The 22,565-nt window shown below is 45.2% G+C and carries 16 protein-coding genes; 9 read left to right on the top strand and 7 right to left on the bottom strand.

Translation table 11 applies throughout. The features are described 5' to 3' along the window. Window positions 1–39 precede the first annotated feature (39 nt). The 3 genes from N39L_RS08535 to N39L_RS08525 all read right to left on the bottom strand — a co-directional run bounded on the left by N39L_RS08535 (window position 40) and on the right by N39L_RS08525 (window position 5,061). Entirely contained in the window at window positions 40–789 is a 750-nt protein-coding gene (locus N39L_RS08535; RefSeq protein WP_014274932.1) for a DUF1995 family protein, read from the bottom strand. A gap of 107 nt (window positions 790–896) precedes the next feature. Beyond that, window positions 897–2,801 carry a DUF3685 domain-containing protein gene (locus tag N39L_RS08530; protein WP_231852132.1) on the bottom strand — a complete coding sequence of 635 codons (1,905 nt, stop codon included), beginning with the start codon at window positions 2,799–2,801 and terminating at the stop codon, window positions 897–899. A 94-nt stretch (window positions 2,802–2,895) separates the two neighbouring features. Further along, window positions 2,896–5,061, bottom strand: coding sequence for a hypothetical protein (locus N39L_RS08525; RefSeq protein ID WP_014274930.1), 2,166 nt, complete (start codon window positions 5,059–5,061; stop codon window positions 2,896–2,898). A gap of 273 nt (window positions 5,062–5,334) precedes the next feature. Here N39L_RS08525 and N39L_RS08520 point away from each other — a divergent pair, with 273 nt between their 5' ends. The 5 genes from N39L_RS08520 to N39L_RS08500 all read left to right on the top strand — a co-directional run bounded on the left by N39L_RS08520 (window position 5,335) and on the right by N39L_RS08500 (window position 11,307). Further along, on the top strand, window positions 5,335–5,820 hold the full coding sequence (locus N39L_RS08520) for a CRR6 family NdhI maturation factor (RefSeq protein WP_014274929.1): 486 nt from the start codon (window positions 5,335–5,337) through the stop codon (window positions 5,818–5,820). A gap of 139 nt (window positions 5,821–5,959) precedes the next feature. After that, window positions 5,960–6,727, top strand: a complete 768-nt coding sequence (locus N39L_RS08515) for a PspA/IM30 family protein (protein ID WP_006618307.1) — start codon at window positions 5,960–5,962, stop codon at window positions 6,725–6,727. 263 nt (window positions 6,728–6,990) lie between these two features. Further along, window positions 6,991–7,248 (top strand): hypothetical protein, encoded by a 258-nt coding sequence (locus tag N39L_RS08510; protein WP_035736293.1) that lies wholly within the window; start codon window positions 6,991–6,993, stop codon window positions 7,246–7,248. 33 nt (window positions 7,249–7,281) lie between these two features. Then, complete coding sequence (grxC, locus tag N39L_RS08505; protein WP_014274927.1) at window positions 7,282–7,596, top strand: glutaredoxin 3; 315 nt, start codon at window positions 7,282–7,284, stop codon at window positions 7,594–7,596. A gap of 51 nt (window positions 7,597–7,647) precedes the next feature. Next, window positions 7,648–11,307, top strand: a complete 3,660-nt coding sequence (locus tag N39L_RS08500; RefSeq protein WP_434221617.1) for a DNA polymerase III subunit alpha — start codon at window positions 7,648–7,650, stop codon at window positions 11,305–11,307. Window positions 11,308–13,805: 2,498 nt separating this feature from the next. Here the strand turns inward: N39L_RS08500 and hypF are convergent. Then, window positions 13,806–16,196, bottom strand: a complete 2,391-nt coding sequence (gene hypF / locus N39L_RS08495; RefSeq protein WP_014274925.1) for a carbamoyltransferase HypF — start codon at window positions 16,194–16,196, stop codon at window positions 13,806–13,808. A 97-nt stretch (window positions 16,197–16,293) separates the two neighbouring features. On the opposite strand from hypF, the gene N39L_RS08490 reads away from it, so the two are divergent. Both N39L_RS08490 and N39L_RS08485 read left to right on the top strand, forming a co-directional pair. Continuing rightward, window positions 16,294–17,208 (top strand): M23 family metallopeptidase, encoded by a 915-nt coding sequence (locus tag N39L_RS08490; RefSeq protein WP_014274924.1) that lies wholly within the window; start codon window positions 16,294–16,296, stop codon window positions 17,206–17,208. Window positions 17,209–17,310: 102 nt separating this feature from the next. Beyond that, window positions 17,311–17,862, top strand: coding sequence for a late competence development ComFB family protein (locus N39L_RS08485; protein ID WP_006618418.1), 552 nt, complete (start codon window positions 17,311–17,313; stop codon window positions 17,860–17,862). Window positions 17,863–17,930: 68 nt separating this feature from the next. On the opposite strand, the gene psb29 is transcribed toward N39L_RS08485, so the two are convergent. The 3 genes from psb29 to hemF form a co-directional block, all read right to left on the bottom strand. Beyond that, window positions 17,931–18,662: a photosystem II biogenesis protein Psp29 gene (gene psb29 / locus N39L_RS08480; protein ID WP_014274922.1), complete on the bottom strand. Its 732-nt coding sequence runs from the start codon at window positions 18,660–18,662 to the stop codon at window positions 17,931–17,933. 186 nt (window positions 18,663–18,848) lie between these two features. Beyond that, the gene (locus N39L_RS08475) at window positions 18,849–19,211 is read right to left on the bottom strand and encodes an STAS domain-containing protein (protein ID WP_006618416.1); all 363 of its coding nucleotides are present in this window, start codon (window positions 19,209–19,211) and stop codon (window positions 18,849–18,851) included. 466 nt (window positions 19,212–19,677) lie between these two features. Continuing rightward, window positions 19,678–20,721: an oxygen-dependent coproporphyrinogen oxidase gene (hemF, locus tag N39L_RS08470; RefSeq protein ID WP_014274919.1), complete on the bottom strand. Its 1,044-nt coding sequence runs from the start codon at window positions 20,719–20,721 to the stop codon at window positions 19,678–19,680. A gap of 251 nt (window positions 20,722–20,972) precedes the next feature. On the opposite strand from hemF, the gene N39L_RS08465 reads away from it, so the two are divergent. Both N39L_RS08465 and N39L_RS08460 read left to right on the top strand, forming a co-directional pair. Then, window positions 20,973–22,043, top strand: a complete 1,071-nt coding sequence (locus tag N39L_RS08465; protein WP_006618414.1) for an Mrp/NBP35 family ATP-binding protein — start codon at window positions 20,973–20,975, stop codon at window positions 22,041–22,043. Window positions 22,044–22,137: 94 nt separating this feature from the next. After that, entirely contained in the window at window positions 22,138–22,332 is a 195-nt protein-coding gene (locus N39L_RS08460; protein WP_014274918.1) for an NAD(P)H dehydrogenase subunit NdhS, read from the top strand. Window positions 22,333–22,565: the final 233 nt, after the last annotated feature.

The following is a 22,565-nucleotide window of genomic DNA, read 5'->3' as shown; positions in this document are numbered from 1 at the left end:
TCTTTATGTCTCAATGAATTGCCCTGAGTGAAAGGTGGCTTATCGACTCAAAGCATTGATAAAACTTTGCAGTTCGGACAGAAAACCTTTTTTCTTAGCAGGTGGTAGGTTGGGTGTAACAGATGACGGGTCATCACCCTGGGTGGCACGAGCCAAGATTTGTTCTAGCTGATCACCCACAGGTTTAGTGGATTGTTCAGTAATTTTTTGGTATTCCCCGTCAATTTCCAGCCAAACCTCCCAAGTCCCTGGATAGCAGCGAAACAAAGCCGCACCATCGAGAGGCTTGAGATAGTAGCAAGACTCAATGGTATTTAGGAAGCGTTCGCGCAGTTGGCGAGCCGCGTATCCTATGCCTATGATAGCAACATCTTCTAAACGGGGATTAAGAAGAACCACTGAGCGATCGCCTGCCAATTTATGCAGATTTTCCACTTGGTTAACTTCTACAGGAGATGGAGACACCACCAAAAACTGCCCATCATCGGGTTGTAGGCGAGTTTCTACGGGGGAACGACTGGTTCCTATATCGGTGACTCGGAAAGGAGTTTCTCCCCAATCTCGACGTGCCAAAGCTGCCGACCCTGCATCAGGAAAAAAGACTTTAAGCAGGGTGTCGGGTTTTTCGAGGGCGGGGATAAACTGGGAGGCGATCGACTGAGCTTGAAGTTCAATTTCTGGGAATACCAGTTCAACTTGAATCAATTTGTAGCCATCTTCGAGAGCAGCAGTTGCTGCTTGTTTGGCTTGTTCGATCGCTTCAGATAGGGTAGTTGGCAGTTGTGTCATCTCAAAATTCTGTAGGTCGAACCCTTGAATAATACCCACACGGGTTAAAGCGCGGAAAGAAATACCGCCTTAGACCTATTCTACCAAAGAATCCGGGACTATGAGGACTATTTTTTCCTAAACTGACTATCTTGAATGGAAGAACCAATACCTTGAATAATACCGCGGCCAATCAAGCCTATACCGCGACCTAGTACCTGAGTTAATAAATAAACTGCTGTGCTACCAATAAAGGATATAGCTGTTCTCACCCTAGGGGCGATCGCATCGCGACCTTCCAAGACCAATGTCACGGCTAACTGAATGCCGGAAAGTTGTTCTAATTCTTGGCGACGGGAGGCATAGATGGTCAGCTTTTGAATCCCGCGATCGCCTAAAATAAATAATGTGTAGCTACTTTCAAAAATCGCCTGGGGTTCACTCATATAGCGACTCAAGCGATATCGCCAGGATAAGTTATTCCTAAATTTTTCAATTTCCCTAGTTGACAGCAGCCGCCGATCATAGAATGTTTGTTTAACTTCCTCAAGATCTGCAAAATGATTGAGTAATGGCTGCATTACCCCATTAGCCACTTGAATCACCCAATGTTGCAACAAGGCTTCCGCCCGTCGTGTAGCTTCCCAACTACCTAGGGCATAAACTTGATTATCAATGGTTAGGGATTCTCCTAATAACAAATGAGCCAGTAAATCCCTAATCATGGGAATATGATTAAGAATTTCCTTTTCCACTGTGGGAGCATCCCTCAACAATACTGGCACTACTTCCACTTGGGCATCTCTGACCTTGAGGGAATAATACTTCCCCAAAAAATCGGCGATCGCTTCAGTCCACAAATCTCTAATCAGGCTCTCAGTTTTACCATCTAGCTGTTCTGGCTGTATCTCCGATAGCCGTAATTCACTGATTAAATCCTCACATTTCCGCAAGATTGTATAAATCAGCTCTTGTTTTTTTGTCAGTTTAAGGATATCTATTTCTAAAGGGATGCCAGTATAATTAACCAAACCTGATTGCAGTTTAGCCACAGTCACATCAAATAATAGCGACTGCACATCCACCGTAGAAGTCTCAGTAGCTAATACTAAACTAGAATCGTTTGTGGTAGCTAATTGACCAGACTTGGGGGGTTGGTTAATTCCTGGGGATGATGGTTGATTAGGAGGGGGTGGCGATGAGGGAGGATTATTAACTGGGGGTGGTAATGGTGGCATTAACTGACTCACCAGCCACCTGGCGGCGCGTAACTCCCGATAGCGACCCCTAGTAATCAGTAAGTTGAGCATCATAACCTTATCACCCCTAGGTATAGATTCACTATCCTGGAGTTCTTTGGTTAATTCTTGTAGGGCTTGTTCAATGGATTTTAGCCCCGGTTTAACTAAACCATAGCGAAATCTTTGCCAACTGGTAAGGGCGCGCTGTGGGTTTCCCTGGGAAGATAGCGCCGCCCCAGAAATGGGACTGACCCAATAGCGTTCTCCTGCTGCTACTTGTCGAAGGGCGATCAAAAGTTCTTCTAATCCCACTCCTTTGGGACAATAACCCGGCACTCCTAAATCCCGCAGAGAGATTAGTAAGTTAGGATCTGACTCCGAGGTAAATAGCAACAGGGGGATATTTTGATAAGAGGCTTGGATTTGCTGACAAAATGCGATCGCTGACCGTTGCTGATTCAACATCCCCTGATTTTGATGGGGACTTAAATCTTTAATCCTCAACTCCAAAATCGCTACTTTCACAGTCTCCTGAATCACTCCCGAAGTCGGCGCGACTGGTGGCTTTACCCAATTATCTAGCACTGCTAAAGCCTCTCTTAGGGTGACGGCTTCTGCAATAACTTCCAGGTCAGAAAATGGCTCACAAATTGATTTGACTCCCATTCTAAATATAGGATCATCATCAATCAGCAGCAGTTGAATAATCGATTGGCTCATATCAAATCCGAGCAAAATAATCAAAGTATTTTTGTGGTTTTTCTCAGGGACTTCTACCTGACCTGATGGCATCAGTACCCAAGCAAAACCAGAAAATGAACCATTTTTTGAGCCTCAAACTACAGGCCCAAATAACCTGGGAAACCTTCTCAGAAAGTAGTTGGTGTTACTCCAAGAAAAAATTAGAATCGGGAGCGCTGTAATCTCCAGAACTAGCAGGTAAAGCTGGCTCATAGGCAGGCGCTGGCGCTGGTTCATAGGCGGGCGCTGGTGCTGGTGCTGGCTCATAGGCGCGCGCTGGTGCTGGCTCATAGGCGCGCGCTGGTGCTACATAATCAGAATAACCTGACGACTGAGAACCCCAACTATCAGAATAACTTGGCTCGTTTGAACTCCAGTTATCAGAGTAACTTGGCTCGTTTGAACTCCAGTTATCAGAGTAACTTGGCTCGTTTGAACTCCAGTTATTGTAAGATTCACGAGCCGGAGCGCGGTAAGATTCCTCTGCTGCTCGCTGACTTGCCCAAATAGCGTTGCGTTCTGCTGACCATCGGGCGATCGCATTTCGAGCCTCAGCATATAAAGCCCGACCCGAACCAATCTTAGAGGCTTCGTTAATAGCTGCTGTCAGACTACCCCGACTTGCTAATGAGTAGGCGCTATCCAAAATTGGCTGATCTTCGGCTGTTTGGATGGTTGTCACCCATCCCGCAATTTTATCCTGAGCGTCGTTATATAACGCGCGACCTCGGCCAATTTCTGAAGCCTTTTTCACCGCCTCACTCAATTTATTATCTTGAGCTAGGGCTAATGCTTCACTAAAAATGGGTTGATCTTCAATAATCTGAATCCGTTTTGTCCACTCAGCAATTAGGGTTTGGGCTTCAATGCGTAAGGGTCGCCCCAGTGCCACATTTTCAGCATAGGCTACCGCTGTCCTAAAACCATCAAGGGTTTCGGTTTTGGCATTTTCTCTAGCTATGAGGATATAGGGTCTATCTTGTATCCGTTGTACCTCATTGCGCCAATGTGCTACTAAGGTTTGAGCCTGAATGCGACGGGGACGTTCTGGGGCAATCATCTGGGCTTGATCTATAGCCAATTGTAAAGCCCAGGGATGGTTGACTTTAGCTATGGTGCTGGCTAATTGTATCCCTACTAAATCCTGAATTTTGCCCGATGTATCATCGAGCATGGCTTTAGTTTCTTGATACAGAGGGCGATCGCTTGGTATTCTTTCTAGGGCGGCTTGACCCTCAACTAACGTGGCGATTTGTAGCAGAGGTTGTCCTAGGGATTGGTTAGAAATCACCTGTTGCAGCTCAGTTAGTAGAATCACATCCTGGGCTTCCCTGTAGACCGGAGAATATGACGGAACCATTTGAGCGATTTTAATGCCCTGAGCAAAATTTTGTTTCTCAGTAGCCGATACTGACAACTTTATGAGTTCCTGACTCCAGGAGGTAATTTCTTTTTTGGCTAAGGAGACTATAAACAGTTGCTCATCCACTTTGTTAGCCAGTGCTATAGCTTCCACTAAACTCTCAGGAGTCGATCGCTTGGCAATATTAGCAGCTTCTTTCAGGCGCTGTTCCCCTTGCCTTTCTAAGCTGAGGCGATCGAGTAGTTCATTAAAGCGCTTCGTGTTCCAGTGTACATTATTGAGCTTACCCACAGCTTGAATATAGCGGAAAGCCTGATTCCAGTCCTGGGATTTCATCGCATTTTCCGCTTGTCGGGCTAAATTTAAGCCCTCATCCCAATTATTCTGCCAAGCTGCCATCGCTCGCTGTACTTCCTCATAGGCGGGGCTATCAATCGGAACCACCGCCACCAAATCTAAGGCTCCCTGCAAGTCTCCCGCTTCTAGTCTTTGATTAGCGAAAAAGATCAGCCTCTGAGACCATTCTCGCATCATCTGTCTTCCCTGGTTTTGCAGGGGGTGGTCTTCTGGCCAACCGTTAACTAGGGCAAATGCTGCTTGAATATCCTCTAATTTACCCGATTGTGTACTTTTGTCTGCACAATATAGGCGATCGCCTGCTGCCGAAATTGCTGATATTTCTTCACAATTAGGAGGTGGCGGCGTAGTCAGTAGCCATAGTAATGCACCCGTTGCCGTCGTTCCGAACCCTAATAGGACCACTAACCACAGCAGTTGCCATCCCCAAAAACCCTTGGGGACACCAGGCCTTCTGCCTCGCTTTTTCGGGTAAACTATAGGTTGACTGGTTTCTGGAATGATTCCCGCATCACTAGAGATAACCACATCACTGGATGCACTTGCTTCTAATGCAGGTTGGCTAGAGTGTTCAAATTGGGGAGTTGCCATGACTTCATCTTCCTTTGGTGCTTTAGGTTCAGCCTAACCAGATTGGTGGGTGAGTTCCTTGAGTGGTCCCCTGGTTCTGCCCAAGGTCACTTAAAAACACCATTCTAGGGCAATTTGATGTTAACAGATCAATTCCCTTTGAGCATCATTGTTACTAAGTCAATCCTCACCGCCAGCGAAACCCTAAGATATTATCTAAACCCAGTAGGGCGGGTCAAGCAATGATAAAATTAAGCTAACCCGCTAATTGTAGCTCGGCCCAAGTTAAACTTAATGACCATAAGAATCACATTAGACTCCCACTGCATCAATCATCTGGATCTCTCACCTGTTGACAACGTTGTTAAGCAACTGATTCAGGAATCAAAACCCATGATAGCGGAACCAGAAATCAGCTTTGAGATTGACTATCCCCTAGATGACCAAGATCCCCGCGAGTTGTCTGAGGTTCCAGAAGTTCGACTGTGGTTTATTTGTGTTGATAGCCAATATCCCTGGCTACCCTATGTTTTAGACTGGCGATCTGGAGAGTTGCCTCGTTATGTGGCTATGCTAGTTCCCCATCAGTTTCACGCCTCGGAAGGCATACAATACAACCCAGAGGCTCTGGAGATTTTCCTGATGCAGAAAATTTTTGTGATCACCCGTTGGCTCCAGGATATGGGATTACCAAGTCGCTCTCGGCTTCAATCTATGGCTCAAATGTTAGGTTACGATCTCGATGAGGGTTTATTTGATTTGATCGAACAGCGATCCTAAAACAGTCTCGATTAACAAGTTAAACTATAGCTATCGGTTCTAGTGAGGGAAGGTTCGAGCCTATACCCTCAAACTAGCTGACTTTAACTAGACTGATCATCCTCAGTCAATTATACACCATTTAAGGAAAAACAGCGTCATGGGATTATTTGACCGTATCGGCCGAGTGGTAAGGGCCAACTTGAACGACTTGGTGAATAAGGCAGAAGACCCCGAAAAGATCCTTGAACAAGCTATTATTGAAATGCAAGAGGATCTGATCCAGTTGCGCCAAGCCGTCGCTCAGACCATCGCCCAGCAAAAACGTTCCCAACAGCAGTATAATCAAGCCCAGTCCCAAGCTAACCAGTGGCAGTCTCGCGCACAACTAGCTTTACAAAAGGGTGATGAAAACCTAGCGCGGGAGGCTCTTCAGCGCAAAAAGGGCTACATCGAAACCGCTAATACCCTGGAAATGAGTCTCAAGCAGCAAACTGAACAAGTAGACACTCTCAAGCGGAACTTGGTTAGCTTAGAAAGTAAAATTTCCGAAGCCAAGACTAAGAAAAATATGCTCAAGGCTAGAGCTCAGGCGGCTAAGGCTAATGAACAACTCAATAATGTTCTTGGTGGTCTTAATACCAGTAGTGCTACCTCGGCTTTTGAACGCATGGAGGAAAAAGTTCTGCAAATGGAAGCCAGGTCTACTGCTGCGGCTGAGTTGACTGGTGGTGGTTTGGAAGAAGAATTCCGCGCTCTGGAAGCGGGAAGTGATGTTGATGATGAGTTGGCGGCTATGAAGGCTCAACTGGCTGGGGCTCCTGCTAACCAGCCTCAATTGTCACCTTCTGCGCCTAGTGATAGTTCGGCTTATAATTCCGAGATTGACAGCGAACTTGAAGAGTTGCGTAGAGAACTTAACAAATAAGTTGCTGTCTCGGAAACTTCAACTTTGGGAAAGGAAACCGGGAAGTAATAGGGTGTAGGGTTTTTTAGGGCGTGGGGTGTAGCCCCCTGCTTTTAGCTGTTCCCTGCTCCCTAAATCTTCCCTAGATCTCAGTGCCGCTAAATTCTTTGACTTTGGGGACTAAATCAGCAATAATCTCTGTGAATCCGAATCCAGCACCTACTTATGTTGTTTGGGGTTGTGACCATTGGTAAGCATAAATTAACTTCTCATTCTTTGAACTTATGATGCTCAAAGTTCGATTGTTAACCATCAGTGCATTTGCTGCTGGTTTTGGTCTCTGTTCTATTGTATTTGCTCTATTTACGGTGGTTTCTGAGTTGAGTTTGGCGGCGGCTATTAGAACAATTTTAACTTCTTTATTTTTTGGTATAAATATAGTTTTTATGCTCCACTATTATACATCAATATATAAGGAGCAAAAATTGATGTCTCGACTGCGTGCAGAAGTTAAAAATATGAACTATATTAATTATAATTAATCTAGTTTTTGGGTAAATATAGGAGTTAATAAAATGCTAGATTTGCTGAATAATATTCTCGGCAGAAATCCCGAAAAATTTAAGGCTCAGGTTGAGGTGTACAGTTGGCAAACCTGTCCTTACTGTATCCGCGCTAAACTGCTGCTGTGGTGGAAAGGGGTTGACTATATTGATTATCAAATAGATGGGGATAACAATGCTAGAGAAGCTATGGCACAACGGGCTAACGGTCGGCGCACGGTTCCCCAAATTTTTATCAATAATCAGCATATCGGCGGCTGTGATGACCTCTATCAGTTAGACAGTGAAGGGAAATTAGAACCTTTATTAATTCCGCCACTATCTTAACGTTTTGGCTTGGATTGTACATCGCAAATTAATGGTTGGAGAAGTTTAATTATGTCTTTTGTCGGACTGCATATCCACAGTGACTACAGTCTCCTTGATGGCGCTTCTCAACTCCCACAGTTGGTCAGTCGCGCTGTGGAATTAGGAATGCCAGCGATCGCTCTGACGGATCATGGGGTGATGTATGGGGCGATCGAACTTATTAAAATCTGCCGCAGTAAGGGTATTAAGCCTATTATTGGCAATGAAATGTATATCCTCAATGCTGATGTCACGGTTCAACAGCGAGGAATTAAAAAATATCATCAAGTGGTCTTGGCTAAAAATACCCAAGGCTATAAAAACCTGGTTAAATTAACTACTATTTCTCACTTAAAAGGTTTTCAAGGAAAGGGGATTTTTGCTCGTCCTTGTATTAATAAGGAACTATTAGAAGAGTATCACGAAGGCTTAATTGTTACCAGTGCTTGTTTGGGGGGTGAGGTTCCCCAAGCTATTCTTCAGAGGCGCATGGATATAGCACGCCAAACTGTGGAATGGTATAAAAGGGTTTTTGGGGATGATTACTATTTAGAAATTCAAGATCATGGTTCCCCAGAAGACCGCATTGTTAATGTGGCTTTGGTGCAACTGGCGAGGGAATTTGAAGTCAAAATTGTGGCGACTAATGATTCACACTTTATTTCCTGTAATGATGTGGAAGCACATGATGCTTTATTATGTATTAATACACAAAAGTTAATTACTGAGGATAACCGATTACGTTATAGTGGGACGGAGTACCTAAAATCCGCTGAAGAGATGATGCAACTGTTTCGAGATCATCTCCCGGATGAGGTGATTAAAGAGGCGATCGCTAATACCTTAGAAGTGGCGGAAAAAGTGGAACCCTATACGGGAATTTTAGGGGAACCTCGTATTCCTGATTATCCGATACCTCCGAATCATACGGCTGATACTTATTTAGAAGAAATCGCCTGGGAAGGCTTGAAAAAACGATTAAATGCTCAAGGGCGATCGGAAATTAAGCCCGTCTATCGAGAACGGCTAGAATATGAATTAAAAATGATGCAAAAAATGGGTTTTGCTACCTATTTTTTAGTAGTTTGGGATTACATAAAACACGCCAGAGATAATCATATTCCCGTAGGTCCTGGGAGGGGTTCGGCGGCGGGTTCTTTGGTCGCCTACGCCCTACAAATTACGAATATTGATCCGGTTCATCACGGGTTACTATTTGAGCGTTTCCTGAACCCAGAACGAAAATCTATGCCGGATATTGATACAGATTTATGCATAGACCGCCGTGATGAAATGATTAAATATGTTACCTCCAAATATGGGGAAGAGAAAGTTGCTCAAATTATCACCTTTAACCGGATGACTTCTAAGGCGGTGCTAAAGGACGTGGCTAGGGTGTTAGGAATACCCTATAGCAAATCTGATCAAATGGCAAAAATGATTCCGGTATCTCGTGGTAAACCGACTAAATTAAAGGTGATGATTTCTGATCAGAGTCCATCCCCGGAATTTAAACAAGCATACGATAATGACTTTGTACCCATTAAAAATGATGCGGGTGAGGAAGTGGGAACTATTGCTGTGCGTCAGTGGGTTGACATGGCAATTCGTATTGAGGGAACTAACAAAACCTTTGGAGTTCACGCAGCGGGTGTGGTGATTTCTAAACAGCCTTTAGATGAAATTGTCCCTCTTCAAAGGAATAATGATGGGTCGGTCATTACTCAATATTTTATGGAAGATATAGAATCCTTGGGTCTGTTAAAAATGGACTTTTTGGGCTTAAAAAATTTGACGATTATTCAAAGAACTTTAAACTATATTTCCCAAAATCATCACCTAGATATTGATCCCTATAATTTAGCCGCTGAGGAACGTAAAGCCATGGATATTCTGGCTAAAGGTTCGGTGAAAAAAATGCCGGAGGATGTGGCGAAAACCTATAAGATTTTGGAACGAGGAGATTTGGAAGGTTTATTTCAACTAGAATCTTCGGGAATGCGTCAGATTGTGAAGGACTTAAAGCCTTCCAGTATTGAGGATATTTCTTCTATTTTGGCATTGTATCGACCGGGACCTTTAGACGCTGGTTTAATTCCTCAGTTTATTAATCGTAAGCATAAACGAGAGCCAATTCGCTATGAGCATAAACTTTTGGAACCTATTTTGAATGAGACCTATGGAATTTTGGTCTATCAAGAACAAATTATGAAAATGGCTCAAGATTTGGCGGGGTATTCTTTGGGTCAGGCGGACTTGCTGCGACGTGCTATGGGGAAAAAGAAAGCATCGGAAATGCAGAAGCATCGGGAAACTTTTATTGATGGTGCGACGCGCAATGGGGTCCCTCAAAATATCGCAGAACATTTGTTTGACCAAATGGTTAAGTTCGCGGAATATTGTTTTAATAAATCCCATTCTACAGCCTACGGTTACATTACTTATCAGACGGCTTACTTAAAGGCTAATTATCCGACAGAGTATATGGCGGCTTTGCTGACGGAGAATAGTGGCAATACTGACAAGGTTAAGGCTTATATTGAGTCCTGTAAGCATTTGGGTATCGATGTTGTTCCCCCTGATATTAATCGCTCTAATGTGGATTTTACGCCTATAGAAAATCGGATTGTGTTTGGGTTGTCGGCGATTAAAAATGTGGGAGATGGTGCGATTGAACACTTGCTATCTGTACGAGAGGAAGGGGGACCTTTTCGGAGTTTGGCGGATTTGTGCGATCGCATTAATTTACAAATGGTTAATAGTCGCGCTTTGGAATCTTTAATTAAATCGGGTGCTTTTGATAGTCTCCATGCTAACCGCAAGCAATCAATTGAATATTTGAATATAGTTATTCCTTGGGCGCAAGATAGGGCGAAAAATCGGGAAATTGGTCAAACGAATTTGTTTGATTTGGTCAATTATGCAAATACTGAGAGTAATTCACCTTCTGGGGAACCTACTTTTCCTAAAAGTGATGATTATGCGCCTAAAGATAAGTTGCAATTTGAGAAGGAATTACTAGGGTTTTATGTTTCGGATCACCCTCTCAAGTCTTTGTTAGACTCAGGGGTACTGCCAGATAATGTGACTGTGGATAAACTGTCAGAACAAAAGTCAAAAGCTGCTGTTAAGGTGGCGGCGACTTTAATTAATATTAAGCCCCATTTGACTAAAAAAGGCGATCGCATGGCGTTTCTATTACTAGAAGATTTGACGGGACAAATTGATGCTGTGGTGTTTCCTAGTAGTTATGAGGCGGTACAACAGGAGTTAAAAGAAAATGCGGTTGTTGTGATTGAGGGTAAGGTGGAAAAACGGGATGATCAGACTCAAATTATTGTGGAGGCTATCAAGTCTGCTGATGAGTTAGTTAAACCGAATAATCAGCCAAGTTCCCCCTCGGAAATTACACCTAATTTGGCGGCTGATTCGATTATTCAACTCTATTTAACTCCTGAAGAAATTTGCCAATTAGAAAGGTTACAAACCCTGAAAGTAATTTTAGAAGAATATCGAGGTAATCAGGAGTTAAGAAGGGTTCCTATTCAAGCCGTTGTTGATGGTCAAGTTTCGCCTAAACGACTGGTGCGCTTTGGGTCACAATTCTGGGTAGAAAACCAAGAGGCGATCGTACAACAGTTAAAAACTTCTGGTTTTACTGTTGATGTACTATCAATGAGTAATGAATAATGGATAATTTCGTAGGGGCGGGTTCCTCAGTCAATCATAAATTCCCCAGGAGAATATAAATAAACCCGCCCTCACCCCACCAGTAAATTAATGGATAATTTCGTAGGGGCGGGTTCCTCAGTCAATCATAAATTCCCCAGGAGAATATAAATAAACCCGCCCTCACCCCACCAGTAAATTAATGGATAATTTCGTAGGGGCGGGTTTCTCAGTCAATCATAAATTCCCCAGGAGAATATCAATAAACCCGCCCTCACCCCACCAGTAAATTAATGGATATAGCGTTTCTCATATCCATAAGGTATAGCCCTCACCCCAAACCCCTCTCCCAAGAGGGGAGAGGGGCTTTGAAAAGTACCTCACCAATCCACCGAACCGCTATAAATAAACCCGCCCTCACCCCACCAGTAAATTAATGGATATAGCGTTTCTCATATCCATAAGGTATAGCCCTCACCCCAAACCCCTCTCCCAAGAGGGGAGAGGGGCTTTGAAAAGTACCTCACCAATCCACCGAACCGCTATAAATAAACCCGCCCTCACCCCACCAGTAAATTAATGGATAATTTCGTAGGGGCGGGTTTCTCAGTCAATCATAAATTCCCCAGGAGAATATCAATAAACCCGCCCTCACCCCACCAGTAAATTAATGGATATAGCGTTTCTCATATCCATAAGGTATAGCCCTCACCCCAAACCCCTCTCCCAAGAGGGGAGAGGGGCTTTGAAAAGTACCTCACCAATCCACCGAACCGCTATAAATAAACCCGCCCTCACCCCACCAGTAAATTAATGGATAATTTCGTAGGGGCGGGTTTCTCAGTCAATCATAAATTCCCCAGGAGAATATCAATAAACCCGCCCTCACCCCACCAGTAAATTAATGGATATAGCGTTTCTCATATCCATAAGGTATAGCCCTCACCCCAAACCCCTCTCCCAAGAGGGGAGAGGGGCTTTGAAAAGTACCTCACCAATCCACCGAACCGCTATAAATAAACCCGCCCTCACCCCACCAGTAAATTAATGGATAATTTCGTAGGGGCGGGTTTCTCAGTCAATCATAAATTCCCCAGGAGAATATCAATAAACCCGCCCTCACCCCACCAGTAAATTAATGGATATAGCGTTTCTCATATCCATAAGGTATAGCCCTCACCCCAAACCCCTCTCCCAAGAGGGGAGAGGGGCTTTGAAAAGTACCTCACCAATCCACCGAACCGCTATAAATAAACCCGCCCTCACCCCACCAGTAAATTAATGGATAATTTCGTAGGGGCGGGTTTCTCAGTCAATTATAAATTCCTCAGGAGAATATCAATAAACCCGCCCTCACCCCACCAGTAAATTAATGGATATAGCGTTTCTCATATCCATAAGGTATAGCCCTCACCCCAAACCCCTCTCCCAAGAGGGGAGAGGGGCTTTGAAAAGTACCTCACCAATCCACCGAACCGCTATAAATAAACCCGCCCTCACCCCACCAGTAAATTAATGGATAATTTCGTAGGGGCGGGTTTCTCAGTCAATCATAAATTCCCCAGGAGAATATCAATAAACCCGCCCTCACCCCACCAGTAAATTAATGGATATAGCGTTTCTCATATCCATAAGGTATAGCCCTCACCCCAAACCCCTCTCCCAAGAGGGGAGAGGGGCTTTGAAAAGTACCTCACCAATCCACCGAACCGCTATAAATAAACCCGCCCTCACCCCACCAGTAAATTAATGGATAATTTCGTAGGGGCGGGTTTCTCAGTCAATCATAAATTCCCCAGGAGAATATCAATAAACCCGCCCTCACCCCACCAGTAAATTAATGGATATAGCGTTTCTCATATCCATAAGGTATAGCCCTCACCCCAAACCCCTCTCCCAAGAGGGGAGAGGGGCTTTGAAAAGTACCTCACCAATCCACCGAACCGCTATAAATAAACCCGCCCTCACCCCACCAGTAAATTAATGGATAATTTCGTAGGGGCGGGTTTCTCAGTCAATCATAAATTCCCCAGGAGAATATCAATAAACCCGCCCTCACCCCACCAGTAAATTAATGGATATAGCGTTTCTCATATCCATAAGGTATAGCCCTCACCCCCAACCCCTCTCCCAAGAGGGGAGAGGGGCTTTGAAAAGTACCTCACCAATCCACCGAACCGCTATAAATAAACCCGCCCTCACCCCACCAGTAAATTAATGGATAATTTCGTAGGGGCGGGTTTCTCAGTCAATCATAAATTCCCCAGGAGAATATCAATAAACCCGCCCTCACCCCACCAGTAAATTAATGGATAATATGGATAATTTCGTAGGGGCGGGTTCCTCAGTCAATTATAAATTCCCCAGGAGAATATCAATAAACCCGCCCTCACCCCACCAGTAAATTAATGGATAATTTCGTAGGGGCGGGTTTCTCAGTCAATCATAAATTCCCCAGGAGAATATCAATAAACCCGCCCTCACCCCACCAGTAAATTAATGGATAATTGATAATACGGTTAATTTGATTGTGGATGATTCATTATAATAGCCATAACTTGTCCTAATGCTAACCCGCCATCATTGGTAGGAATCTGTTTAGACCAATAGTGAATAATTCCTTCTGAAGTTAGTCGCTGAATAGCTTTTTCTAATAAATAACGGTTTTGAAAACATCCTCCAGTTAAGACAAGGGGAACCTCTGGAAAGTTTTGAGATACCATGATGATTCCTTCTACTAAGGTATTGTGAAATTTAGCGGAGATTAAGCTGACAGGAACATGATTGTAAAAGTCTTTAATTATCTGCTTGACCATGGGTTCCCAATCTAAAATGATTTTACCTGAACTTTGGCAGCAATGAATTGGGTAATAATCGTCAGTAATTAAATCGCCGATCGCCAATTCTAACCCCATGGCGGCTTGTCCTTCAAAACTGATATTTTCGCCGTGACCGACTAAAAAAGCGATCGCATCAAATAACCTGCCGACACTAGATGTTCTAGGTGTATTAACTTTCCGGTTCAGCATTTGCAAAATTAGCTTTAACTGTGGGAAATTCCCGAAGCTAATTTTCTGATCATCCCCATACTCAGATAACTGTTCCCCCCACAATTCATATAATAATCCTAAGCCTAATCGTCGGGGTTCTAGGACGGCTTTATCACCTCCGGGAAGTGGGAAAGTGCGCCAATGTCCGACGCGCTGAAAGCCGATTTTATTAATTAGGAGAAACTCTCCCCCCCAGATAGTTTCATCTAGTCCATAACCAGTGCCGTCCCAAGCTACTCCTAAGACGGGAAATGATAATTTATGTTCTGCTATAACGGCTAAAACATGAGCATAATGATGTTGTACTGGAATGACGGGAACTTGCCGTTTTTCTTGTTGGAAAATATCAGCAGCTAATTGATACGCAAACTGAGTAGAAAGATAGTCTGGGTGTGCATCGCAAGCAATCACATCAGGCTTAAAATCATAGATATTACTAAGGCTATTAATTGCTTCCTTAAACGCCTGAAACGCCTGTGGACTTTGCAAATTGCCAATATATTGACTGATAAAAACTTGTTTTTCTACGGCAATAGCAATGGTGTTTTTTAAGTGTCCACCTACTGCTAAAATAAATGGGTATTGACAATTAGAAATGGTTTGTGATAGACTTGAATTAAGTGTTGTATTGTGGCTATTTGTGTCTAAAATTGTCACAGGTAGGGGTGCATAACCTCTGGCGCGGCGAATAACGATCTGTTCACCCAAAACACTCCGCACGACGGAATCATCTACTGGGCGGGCGATAGGGCGGTTGTGAACGAGAAAGATATCGGCAATTTTCCCCAAACGTTGGAGGGCTTCTGTCTCGTCGGTACAGATGGGTTCGTTAGAAAAATTCCCGCTGGTGGCAACAATGGGAAAATCGAACTCGGCCATCAATAAATGATGGAGGGGGGTATAAGGTAACATTACGCCCAAATTAGGATTACCGGGGGCGACATTATCGGCGACGGGGGATACACCGCGCCGCCTTGATAATAGGACAATGGGGGCTTGAGGCGATCGCAACCATTGTTCCTCGGCGGCGGACATATCACAAACCTGGGATATTTGCTGTATACTGCGATACATTACGCCAAAAGGTTTATGGGGTCGATGCTTACGGATTCGCAATTGTTCAACGGCGGCGGCATTAGTAGCATCTACAAGTAACTGGAAGCCTCCCAAACCCTTGATGGCGACAATTTGACCGCGACCAATGGCGGCGGCGGCTTGTAATAAGGCATGATGGCGGTTAGCCAAAACCTGTCCCTGATGATTCCATAATTCTAAAATGGGACCACAGACGGGACAAGCATTAGGTTGAGCATGAAAACGGCGATCGCCGGGGTGGTGATATTCGCGATCGCAATTAGGACACATTTGGAAGGCGGCCATAGTAGTATTCTCCCGGTCATAGGGGAGAGTTTTAATAATGCTGTAGCGCGGCCCGCAATTAGTACAATTGGTAAAGGGATAGCGGAAACGGCGGTTATGGGGGTCAAAAATATCTTGTAAGCATTGGGGACAGGTGGCGAGATCTGGCAAAACGATGGCTGATTTAGCGCCCTGAAGGGTTGACTGAGAAGCTCTAATCTCAAAGTGAGAATAGCCAACCAGAGGCAGCCAAACGGCTTCTAAACTGTGAATATGAGATATTGGTGGTTTTTCTATTTGCAGGCGCTGCTGGAAGCGCTCAAGACTCTCAGATACGCCTTCGACTTCAATAAAAACCCCCCCGACAGAATTATTTACCCAGCCCTTGAGGTTGAGTTGGGTAGCGAGTCGATAGACAAAGGGCCGAAACCCGACACCTTGAACAGCACCACGAATAGTTAAACTGAGGCGCGACAGATTTTGATCAGAAGTAGACAACATAGAAGATCGCGGAAACGCTACACTCAAACTCTGGAAAAATGATCGGATTGGTTACAATAAGTCCGAATTGATGAGTTAACAGAAGAAAGAGAGATTAATGATACAATTACCAGAGTATGCCATGACTGGTGTTTACGGAAAAAGCCGTCAAATCAAACGACTAACCAGCAGCTTGTTTTTAGCACTTGCTGCTGTGTTGCTGATTGTAACTAAGCCGGCGGTAGCCTTTCAAGTTCAAGTTAGCCCTACGTCCCCTCAGTTGGGAGATACTATTTCGGTGGTGATCAGTGGGGTGAATAGCGGGGACTCGCAACCAACAGTGACCATGGGAGGAAAAAACTATCCTCTGTTTTCGGTGGGTGGCGATCGCTATCGGGCTTTAATTCCGACGACCCCCCTAGACCAACCGGGTGCGAAATCAATTCAGATTAGCAACGGTAGCCAACAGAGTAATGTGAGCGTGCAATTGCGCGATCGCCGTTTTCCCACCCAGTCAATTTGGCTACCACCAGATAGCGCGGGGCGCAGAGGTACTGATTATGAGTTTGACCGGGTTGATGAATTTAAACGAATTGTTACTCCCGAAAGACATTGGAATGGGCCTTTTTTACGTCCAAGTTCCGGTGAGGTGACGACAATTTATGGGGTCCGAAGATACTATAACGGGGAGTTCGCCCCAAACTATTATCATCGAGGGGTTGATTATGCAGCCCCGACGGGTTCTCCGGTGATAGCACCAGCAGCGGGTCGGGTGGTTTTGGTGGGGCGTGAGTCCCAAGGATTTGAAATCCACGGTGACACTATTGGTATTGATCATGGTCAGGGAGTTACCAGTATTTTCCTTCACTTGAGTCGCATTGATGTGCAGGAAGGACAAATGGTGACAGCAGGCCAGACCATTGGGGCGATCGGATCAACGGGGGCCTCTACGGGACCACACCTTCATTGGGGTCTTTATGTTCACGGCCAATGTGTGGATCCAGTGCCTTGGCGGTTTGACGGTATAGAATAATTTATTCTGTCGATGGTGATTAGACAATTTAGTTTTGTGGAGTTTGAGTTAATCAGTGGTTGATTGGTGTAGAACTAATATGGCGATAAGATGGGAAACGTTATGAGTATTGAAAGAATTGTCGATCAAGCCTTACAGGATGGTTATTTGACACCATCTATGGAAGCAGAGGTAGGGCGGATATGTAATACAGCTTCAGAATTATCCATCGAGGAGTATATGGCGCTCGATCGCCTTATGGGTGCTTTGTTGACGGGGGAGGTGGTTGTGTTACCCCGCAAGCAGTTTATTAATGTGATGGAAGAGTTGGTTCTCAGTGAAGCGATCGCTCAAGTCGCCCAAATTGACGAGGTAAGTGAGCAGTCTTTGGATGTGGGGGATATTGCCGCCTATGCCCTCAACCGCTTACCGCCACTGTATGCTACCACAGAAGAAGGGGCACAATATCAGAGGTCTCGCGCTAAGGAGGAACTACAAGCCCTTATTGCTAGCCAAGTGAAAGAGGCCATTGCACGAAACTTAGACCGCGCCGCCCAAAACCAAAAAGTTTTAGGCCAGATATCCGACAGTTCTCTATTGGGACAAATGAGCGGTTTACTGAAGGCTTACGCGGAAGACTACGAACCGGATCACGAAACTAATACCCCAAGCTAATCGAAGGCGATCGCGATCGTTGGTGCCAATTAATACACCTATTGCGATCGCCACCGATAACCACTGGCTTAGGAATCAGACACCTGATCATCTTTGCTAGGGTTCTTGCTACCAGAGGCGGCAGTTTGGGTTTGGGCGGCCCGTTGTTCCCGCTTCTTGCGTTCCGCTTGGGTCATCTCATCCACCATTAACCGCGCCTGAGCTACCTTTTCTAGGTTGGTGCGATACAGGTCTAAATCCTTCACCAGCTTATCTTTAGGCAGCCTTAAAGCCTCACTAAAGTCACTGAGGATTGTTTTTAACCCTTCCGAGTCCTGAGCCGCTGTGGCATCACTTTTTTCTAGGAGAGTATATAAACCAATGGCAAGTAGCCGAGAGTATTTGAATTTAGGGTTATTGGCGATCGCATGAAAACAGGACTGCAAAGGGTCATCCCCTGAGCTTTCCTGAGCCATCTTAGCCTTGTCGGTCAAATCTTTCACCGCAAGGGATGCCACTTGAGCCTCTAAAGCCGTAGCATCAGCGCGATATTGATTAGGGTCGCTTTCTTGAGCCCCAATCAAAGCCGCCCAAATCGACAATTTATCGGCTTCGGGGATGTATCCTTGCATAAAGCGATCGAAGGCCGTGACCACACCCAGCGCATAAATGGGGTCATATTTAAAATCGACATTGACCGACAATAGGTGCATTTCCACCATTAACTCCTCAACCACGCGACGATAGATAGAGTTAATCGGCCGAGTATGGATGTGGTAAAACGCTCGCTTGGTATCTGAAACAGTGCGGATATTGTTCACGGTTAAAATTTCTAAAAGCCCCGCGTCTATGTGACCGGGAGGGACTTAAACTAATTGTCCCCTGAGACGGTACATTTGCCAAGACTGAGAATAGTAGTTATAGCAATCAGCAATGATTAGCACCAACAACCGGGACTTCGTAGATGAACCCCCGGCCATTCTTGCCTAACTTCAACTTTCACCGCCTTAACTAGCTCTGACACCGCCCTCTAAGGCTTCCTTTTCCGTCTCAAAAATCTCAAACACAGAATCCATCATCGTCACTTCAAACACCAGTTTAGCTTCTGGGTGAACATTACAGATGCGGAAACTACCCTTAACTTTATCAGCATCTCGCATACCAGCCACTAGGGAGGTCAACCCGGAACTGTCGATAAAGTTCACCTGACCCAAATTCACGACCACATGACGACTCAGCTTAGATATACATTCTTGCAGTTTGAGACGAAACTGCCAAGCGGTGGTGATATCTAAGCGTCCTGTTGGTGCTAATACTATGACCTTAGTGCCATCCTGGGTCGTATGTTCCTTTTGATCGATATGAATCACTGACCGTCCCCTCTGAAATTCTTGATTTTGCGATGGTTGCTTCTTTGACTTTGACAGTCCCCGCCAAAACTGTGACGGGGATTTGGCTCGGTGATTTATACAGTAACCTACTGGCTGCTGAGTATTCACCGAAGTCACCCTATGGCATTTTTAGGTAGCCTCAAGCCGAAAGAAAATGAAAGTTCTTGGAGCTATCAAAGACCCCATCCCTCAGAAAGTATAACCCCAACAGAGGTGCAAACCTTCCCAACCACAGATCCTTGTTGACCAAGCGCCTTCTAGTCAGCATCAGGCCAATATCGGCCAAACTTGGGTCTAGCAAGAGCATCGACCCTTGACCAAGAATACCATTCCGGTTATCAGATTAGCTGTTGTCCGGGGACCAAATTAAGATCGATTTCTGTCCTTTTCCCTGATTCTGGCACTTAGTCCCCGTTCACAAGTCCCATGAGACTTACGGTTGAACTTAGGCCTGTGAGTCAGGAGCCGTCCAGTTAGACCAATCTTGAGGTTTTAAGAACGTCTCATAGAGTTCAGCTTCCGGCGTACCCGCTTCAGGTTGATAACCATACTCCCATCTTACCAAAGGAGGTAGAGACATGAGAATCGACTCGGTGCGACCTTTGGTTTGCAACCCGAAAATTGTGCCTCGGTCGTAGACTAAATTAAATTCTACATATCTTCCTCGACGATAAAGCTGGAAATTCCGTTCACGATCGCCATATTCCATAGAATTACGACGCTCTACAATGGGACCGTATGAAGGTAAGAAAGATTTACCACAGTCTTGGATAAAACTAAACAAAGCCTCCCAGTCCCGTGATTCCGGTGCGCCCATGCGATCGCTATAAATCGCCGCCTCGCTTTCAGTATAAGGCCCACGATATAGTAAACCCTCACCGCCTTGGTAGTCAAAGAAAATCCCACCAATTCCCCTGGCTTCATTGCGGTGTGTCAGATGAAAATACTCATCACACCAGCGTTTAAATACCGGGTAATACTCGCTATGATGGCGATCGCAAGCCTCCTTTAAAGTTTTATGAAAGTGGGCTGCATCCTCCGCAAATGGGTAGTAGGGAGTTAAATCCGCACCCCCACCAAACCACCAAACCGGACCCGCCTCGAAATAGCGATAATTCAGGTGAACGGTTGGCACATAGGGGTTACGGGGATGTAGCACCATCGAAGTTCCCGTCGCATAAAATCCATGACCTTCCGCCTCTGGACGCTGGCTTAAAATCGACGGTGGCAACTTCTGGCCCCATACCTCCGAAAAGTTAACTCCCCCTTGTTCAAACACATTACCTTCTCGGATCACCCTAGTCCGACCGCCACCCCCTTCCGGGCGCTCCCAAGCATCCTCAACAAAGGTTTTAGCCCCATCTAGTCCCTCTAATCCCGCGCAGATTTCATCCTGAATTTGTTTCATCCAGTGACTCACACGCTCCCGGGAGTCCGCCGGAGGGGGTGATTGAACTATAGCCGTATCAGAAGCCGTCGAAACTGTCATAATCTAATTAACCTCTTGTATCTTATATTTTCGCACTTGATGAGCCATCAACCCTATCGAAAGCGAAATGAGTTTATCTTCCCGGCTTATGGATTACTTGGTCAAGTTGTTTAACCCATAAGTCCATATAACTTAACAGTTAACTATGGAAACCTTCCCGGTGGGACTACTATTTGCTACTACCACCAGTAACAACACCCTTTCCCAGTTAAACTATTAGCAGTATTACCAGATAGTGACAGCCATATATCATGCCAGATAAGTTAGATGCCAGTTCCGTACTCGAAGTTTTAAGACCCGTTCAAGACCCCGAACTACAAAAGAGTTTGGTCGAATTGAACATGATCCGTAATGTGGAAATCACTGGCGGAGATGTCCGTTTTACCCTGGTTTTGACTACCCCCGCTTGTCCTCTGCGCGAGTTTATCGTCGAAGATTGTCAAAAGGCTGTTAAACAGCTTCCCGGAGTCGAAACTGTCGAAGTAGATGTCACGGCGGAAACTCCACAACAAAAATCTCTCCCAGACCGTCAGGGAATTAGCGGGGTGAAAAATATCTTCGCTATTTCTAGCGGTAAGGGGGGGGTTGGTAAAAGTACCGTTGCGGTTAATGTGGCTGTCGCCCTCGCCTCTACCGGTGCTAAGGTCGGTTTGATTGATGCTGATATCTATGGCCCTAATGACCCCACTATGTTGGGCCTCGCTGATACTCAGGTCATGGTTCAGCAAACCCCTGAAGGCGATCGCTTGGAACCCGCTTTTAACTATGGCGTTAAGTTGGTGTCCATGGCTTTTCTCATCGATCGCGATCAACCTGTCATTTGGCGTGGTCCTATGTTAAATGGCATTATCCGACAGTTTCTCTATCAGGTGTATTGGGGTGAGTTGGATTATCTCATTGTTGATATGCCACCCGGAACCGGAGATGCTCAGTTAACCCTCGCACAAGCTGTTCCTATGTCTGGGGCGGTCATTGTTACTACCCCCCAAGAAGTCTCTCTCTTGGACTCCCGCAAAGGCTTAAAAATGTTTGAACAGTTGGGGGTGTCTATTTTGGGCATTGTCGAAAATATGAGCTATTTTGTCCCCCCAGATCTCCCCGATCGCAAGTATGATATCTTTGGCTCCGGCGGCGGTCAGAAAACTGCTGATGAGTTGGGAGTACCCCTCTTGGGCGCTATTCCCCTCGAAATGCCTGTCCGACAAGGGGGGGATTCTGGGGTTCCTATTGTGATCTCTCACCCCGACTCCGCCTCCGCTCAGGAGTTGACTGCGATCGCACAAAAAATCGCCGCTAGGGTCTCAGTTATGGCTTTGGCTTAACTCTCTCCCCTTCCCGGCACCAGGGATAATTGACCATCATCAATTTCTCTGGCCGCCTGCCTTATATTCCACCATTTTTCAGGATAATAAAAACATGATTTTACCAGGTTCCGCCGTTCGCGTTGTTAATGTAAATGATACCTACTATGAGTTTCAAGGACAAGTCCAAAGAGTCGCTGACGGGAAAGCTGCCGTTTTATTTGAAGGCGGAAATTGGGATAAATTAGTCACTTTTAGACTCTCCGAACTAGAGGCGATCGACACTACCGCCGGACGTAAAGGTAAATAGTTCACATCCTCTCGCCGGAATTATGTTAAGTTTTGTAACGGCCCCCGCCTCATTGGGGTTGGGGCGGTTGCTTTTTCCAGATTCTCATGCTACTATATTAGATAATGGGGATATTTGCAATTTCAGAATTTGTTAAAACATCTCGATTATAATATAAGAGTATGTCAATATACTACCATGATTTCCCGCAGCCTGTCAACCCCCCAACCCATCAAAGCCAAATAAATATTGTA

Source organism: Limnospira platensis NIES-39 (assembly GCF_026000695.1).
GTDB classification, from domain to species: domain Bacteria; phylum Cyanobacteriota; class Cyanobacteriia; order Cyanobacteriales; family Microcoleaceae; genus Limnospira; species Limnospira platensis.
The sequence above is the reverse complement of the archived record's forward strand: the minus strand, read 5'-3'. Positions and strand labels throughout refer to the sequence as shown.

What these genes read in the sequence shown, in the direction of transcription:
- N39L_RS08535 (WP_014274932.1), bottom strand. Translation starts at nt 789, where the DNA reads ATGACACAACTGCCAACTACCCTATCTGAAGCGATCGAACAAGCCAAA.
- N39L_RS08530 (WP_231852132.1), bottom strand. Translation starts at nt 2,801, where the DNA reads ATGCCATCAGGTCAGGTAGAAGTCCCTGAGAAAAACCACAAAAATACT.
- N39L_RS08525 (WP_014274930.1), bottom strand. Translation starts at nt 5,061, where the DNA reads ATGGCAACTCCCCAATTTGAACACTCTAGCCAACCTGCATTAGAAGCA.
- N39L_RS08520 (WP_014274929.1), top strand. Translation starts at nt 5,335, where the DNA reads ATGACCATAAGAATCACATTAGACTCCCACTGCATCAATCATCTGGAT.
- N39L_RS08515 (WP_006618307.1), top strand. Translation starts at nt 5,960, where the DNA reads ATGGGATTATTTGACCGTATCGGCCGAGTGGTAAGGGCCAACTTGAAC.
- N39L_RS08510 (WP_035736293.1), top strand. Translation starts at nt 6,991, where the DNA reads ATGATGCTCAAAGTTCGATTGTTAACCATCAGTGCATTTGCTGCTGGT.
- grxC (WP_014274927.1), top strand. Translation starts at nt 7,282, where the DNA reads ATGCTAGATTTGCTGAATAATATTCTCGGCAGAAATCCCGAAAAATTT.
- N39L_RS08500 (WP_434221617.1), top strand. Translation starts at nt 7,648, where the DNA reads ATGTCTTTTGTCGGACTGCATATCCACAGTGACTACAGTCTCCTTGAT.
- hypF (WP_014274925.1), bottom strand. Translation starts at nt 16,196, where the DNA reads ATGTTGTCTACTTCTGATCAAAATCTGTCGCGCCTCAGTTTAACTATT.
- N39L_RS08490 (WP_014274924.1), top strand. Translation starts at nt 16,294, where the DNA reads ATGATACAATTACCAGAGTATGCCATGACTGGTGTTTACGGAAAAAGC.
- N39L_RS08485 (WP_006618418.1), top strand. Translation starts at nt 17,311, where the DNA reads ATGAGTATTGAAAGAATTGTCGATCAAGCCTTACAGGATGGTTATTTG.
- hemF (WP_014274919.1), bottom strand. Translation starts at nt 20,721, where the DNA reads ATGACAGTTTCGACGGCTTCTGATACGGCTATAGTTCAATCACCCCCT.
- N39L_RS08465 (WP_006618414.1), top strand. Translation starts at nt 20,973, where the DNA reads ATGCCAGATAAGTTAGATGCCAGTTCCGTACTCGAAGTTTTAAGACCC.
- N39L_RS08460 (WP_014274918.1), top strand. Translation starts at nt 22,138, where the DNA reads ATGATTTTACCAGGTTCCGCCGTTCGCGTTGTTAATGTAAATGATACC.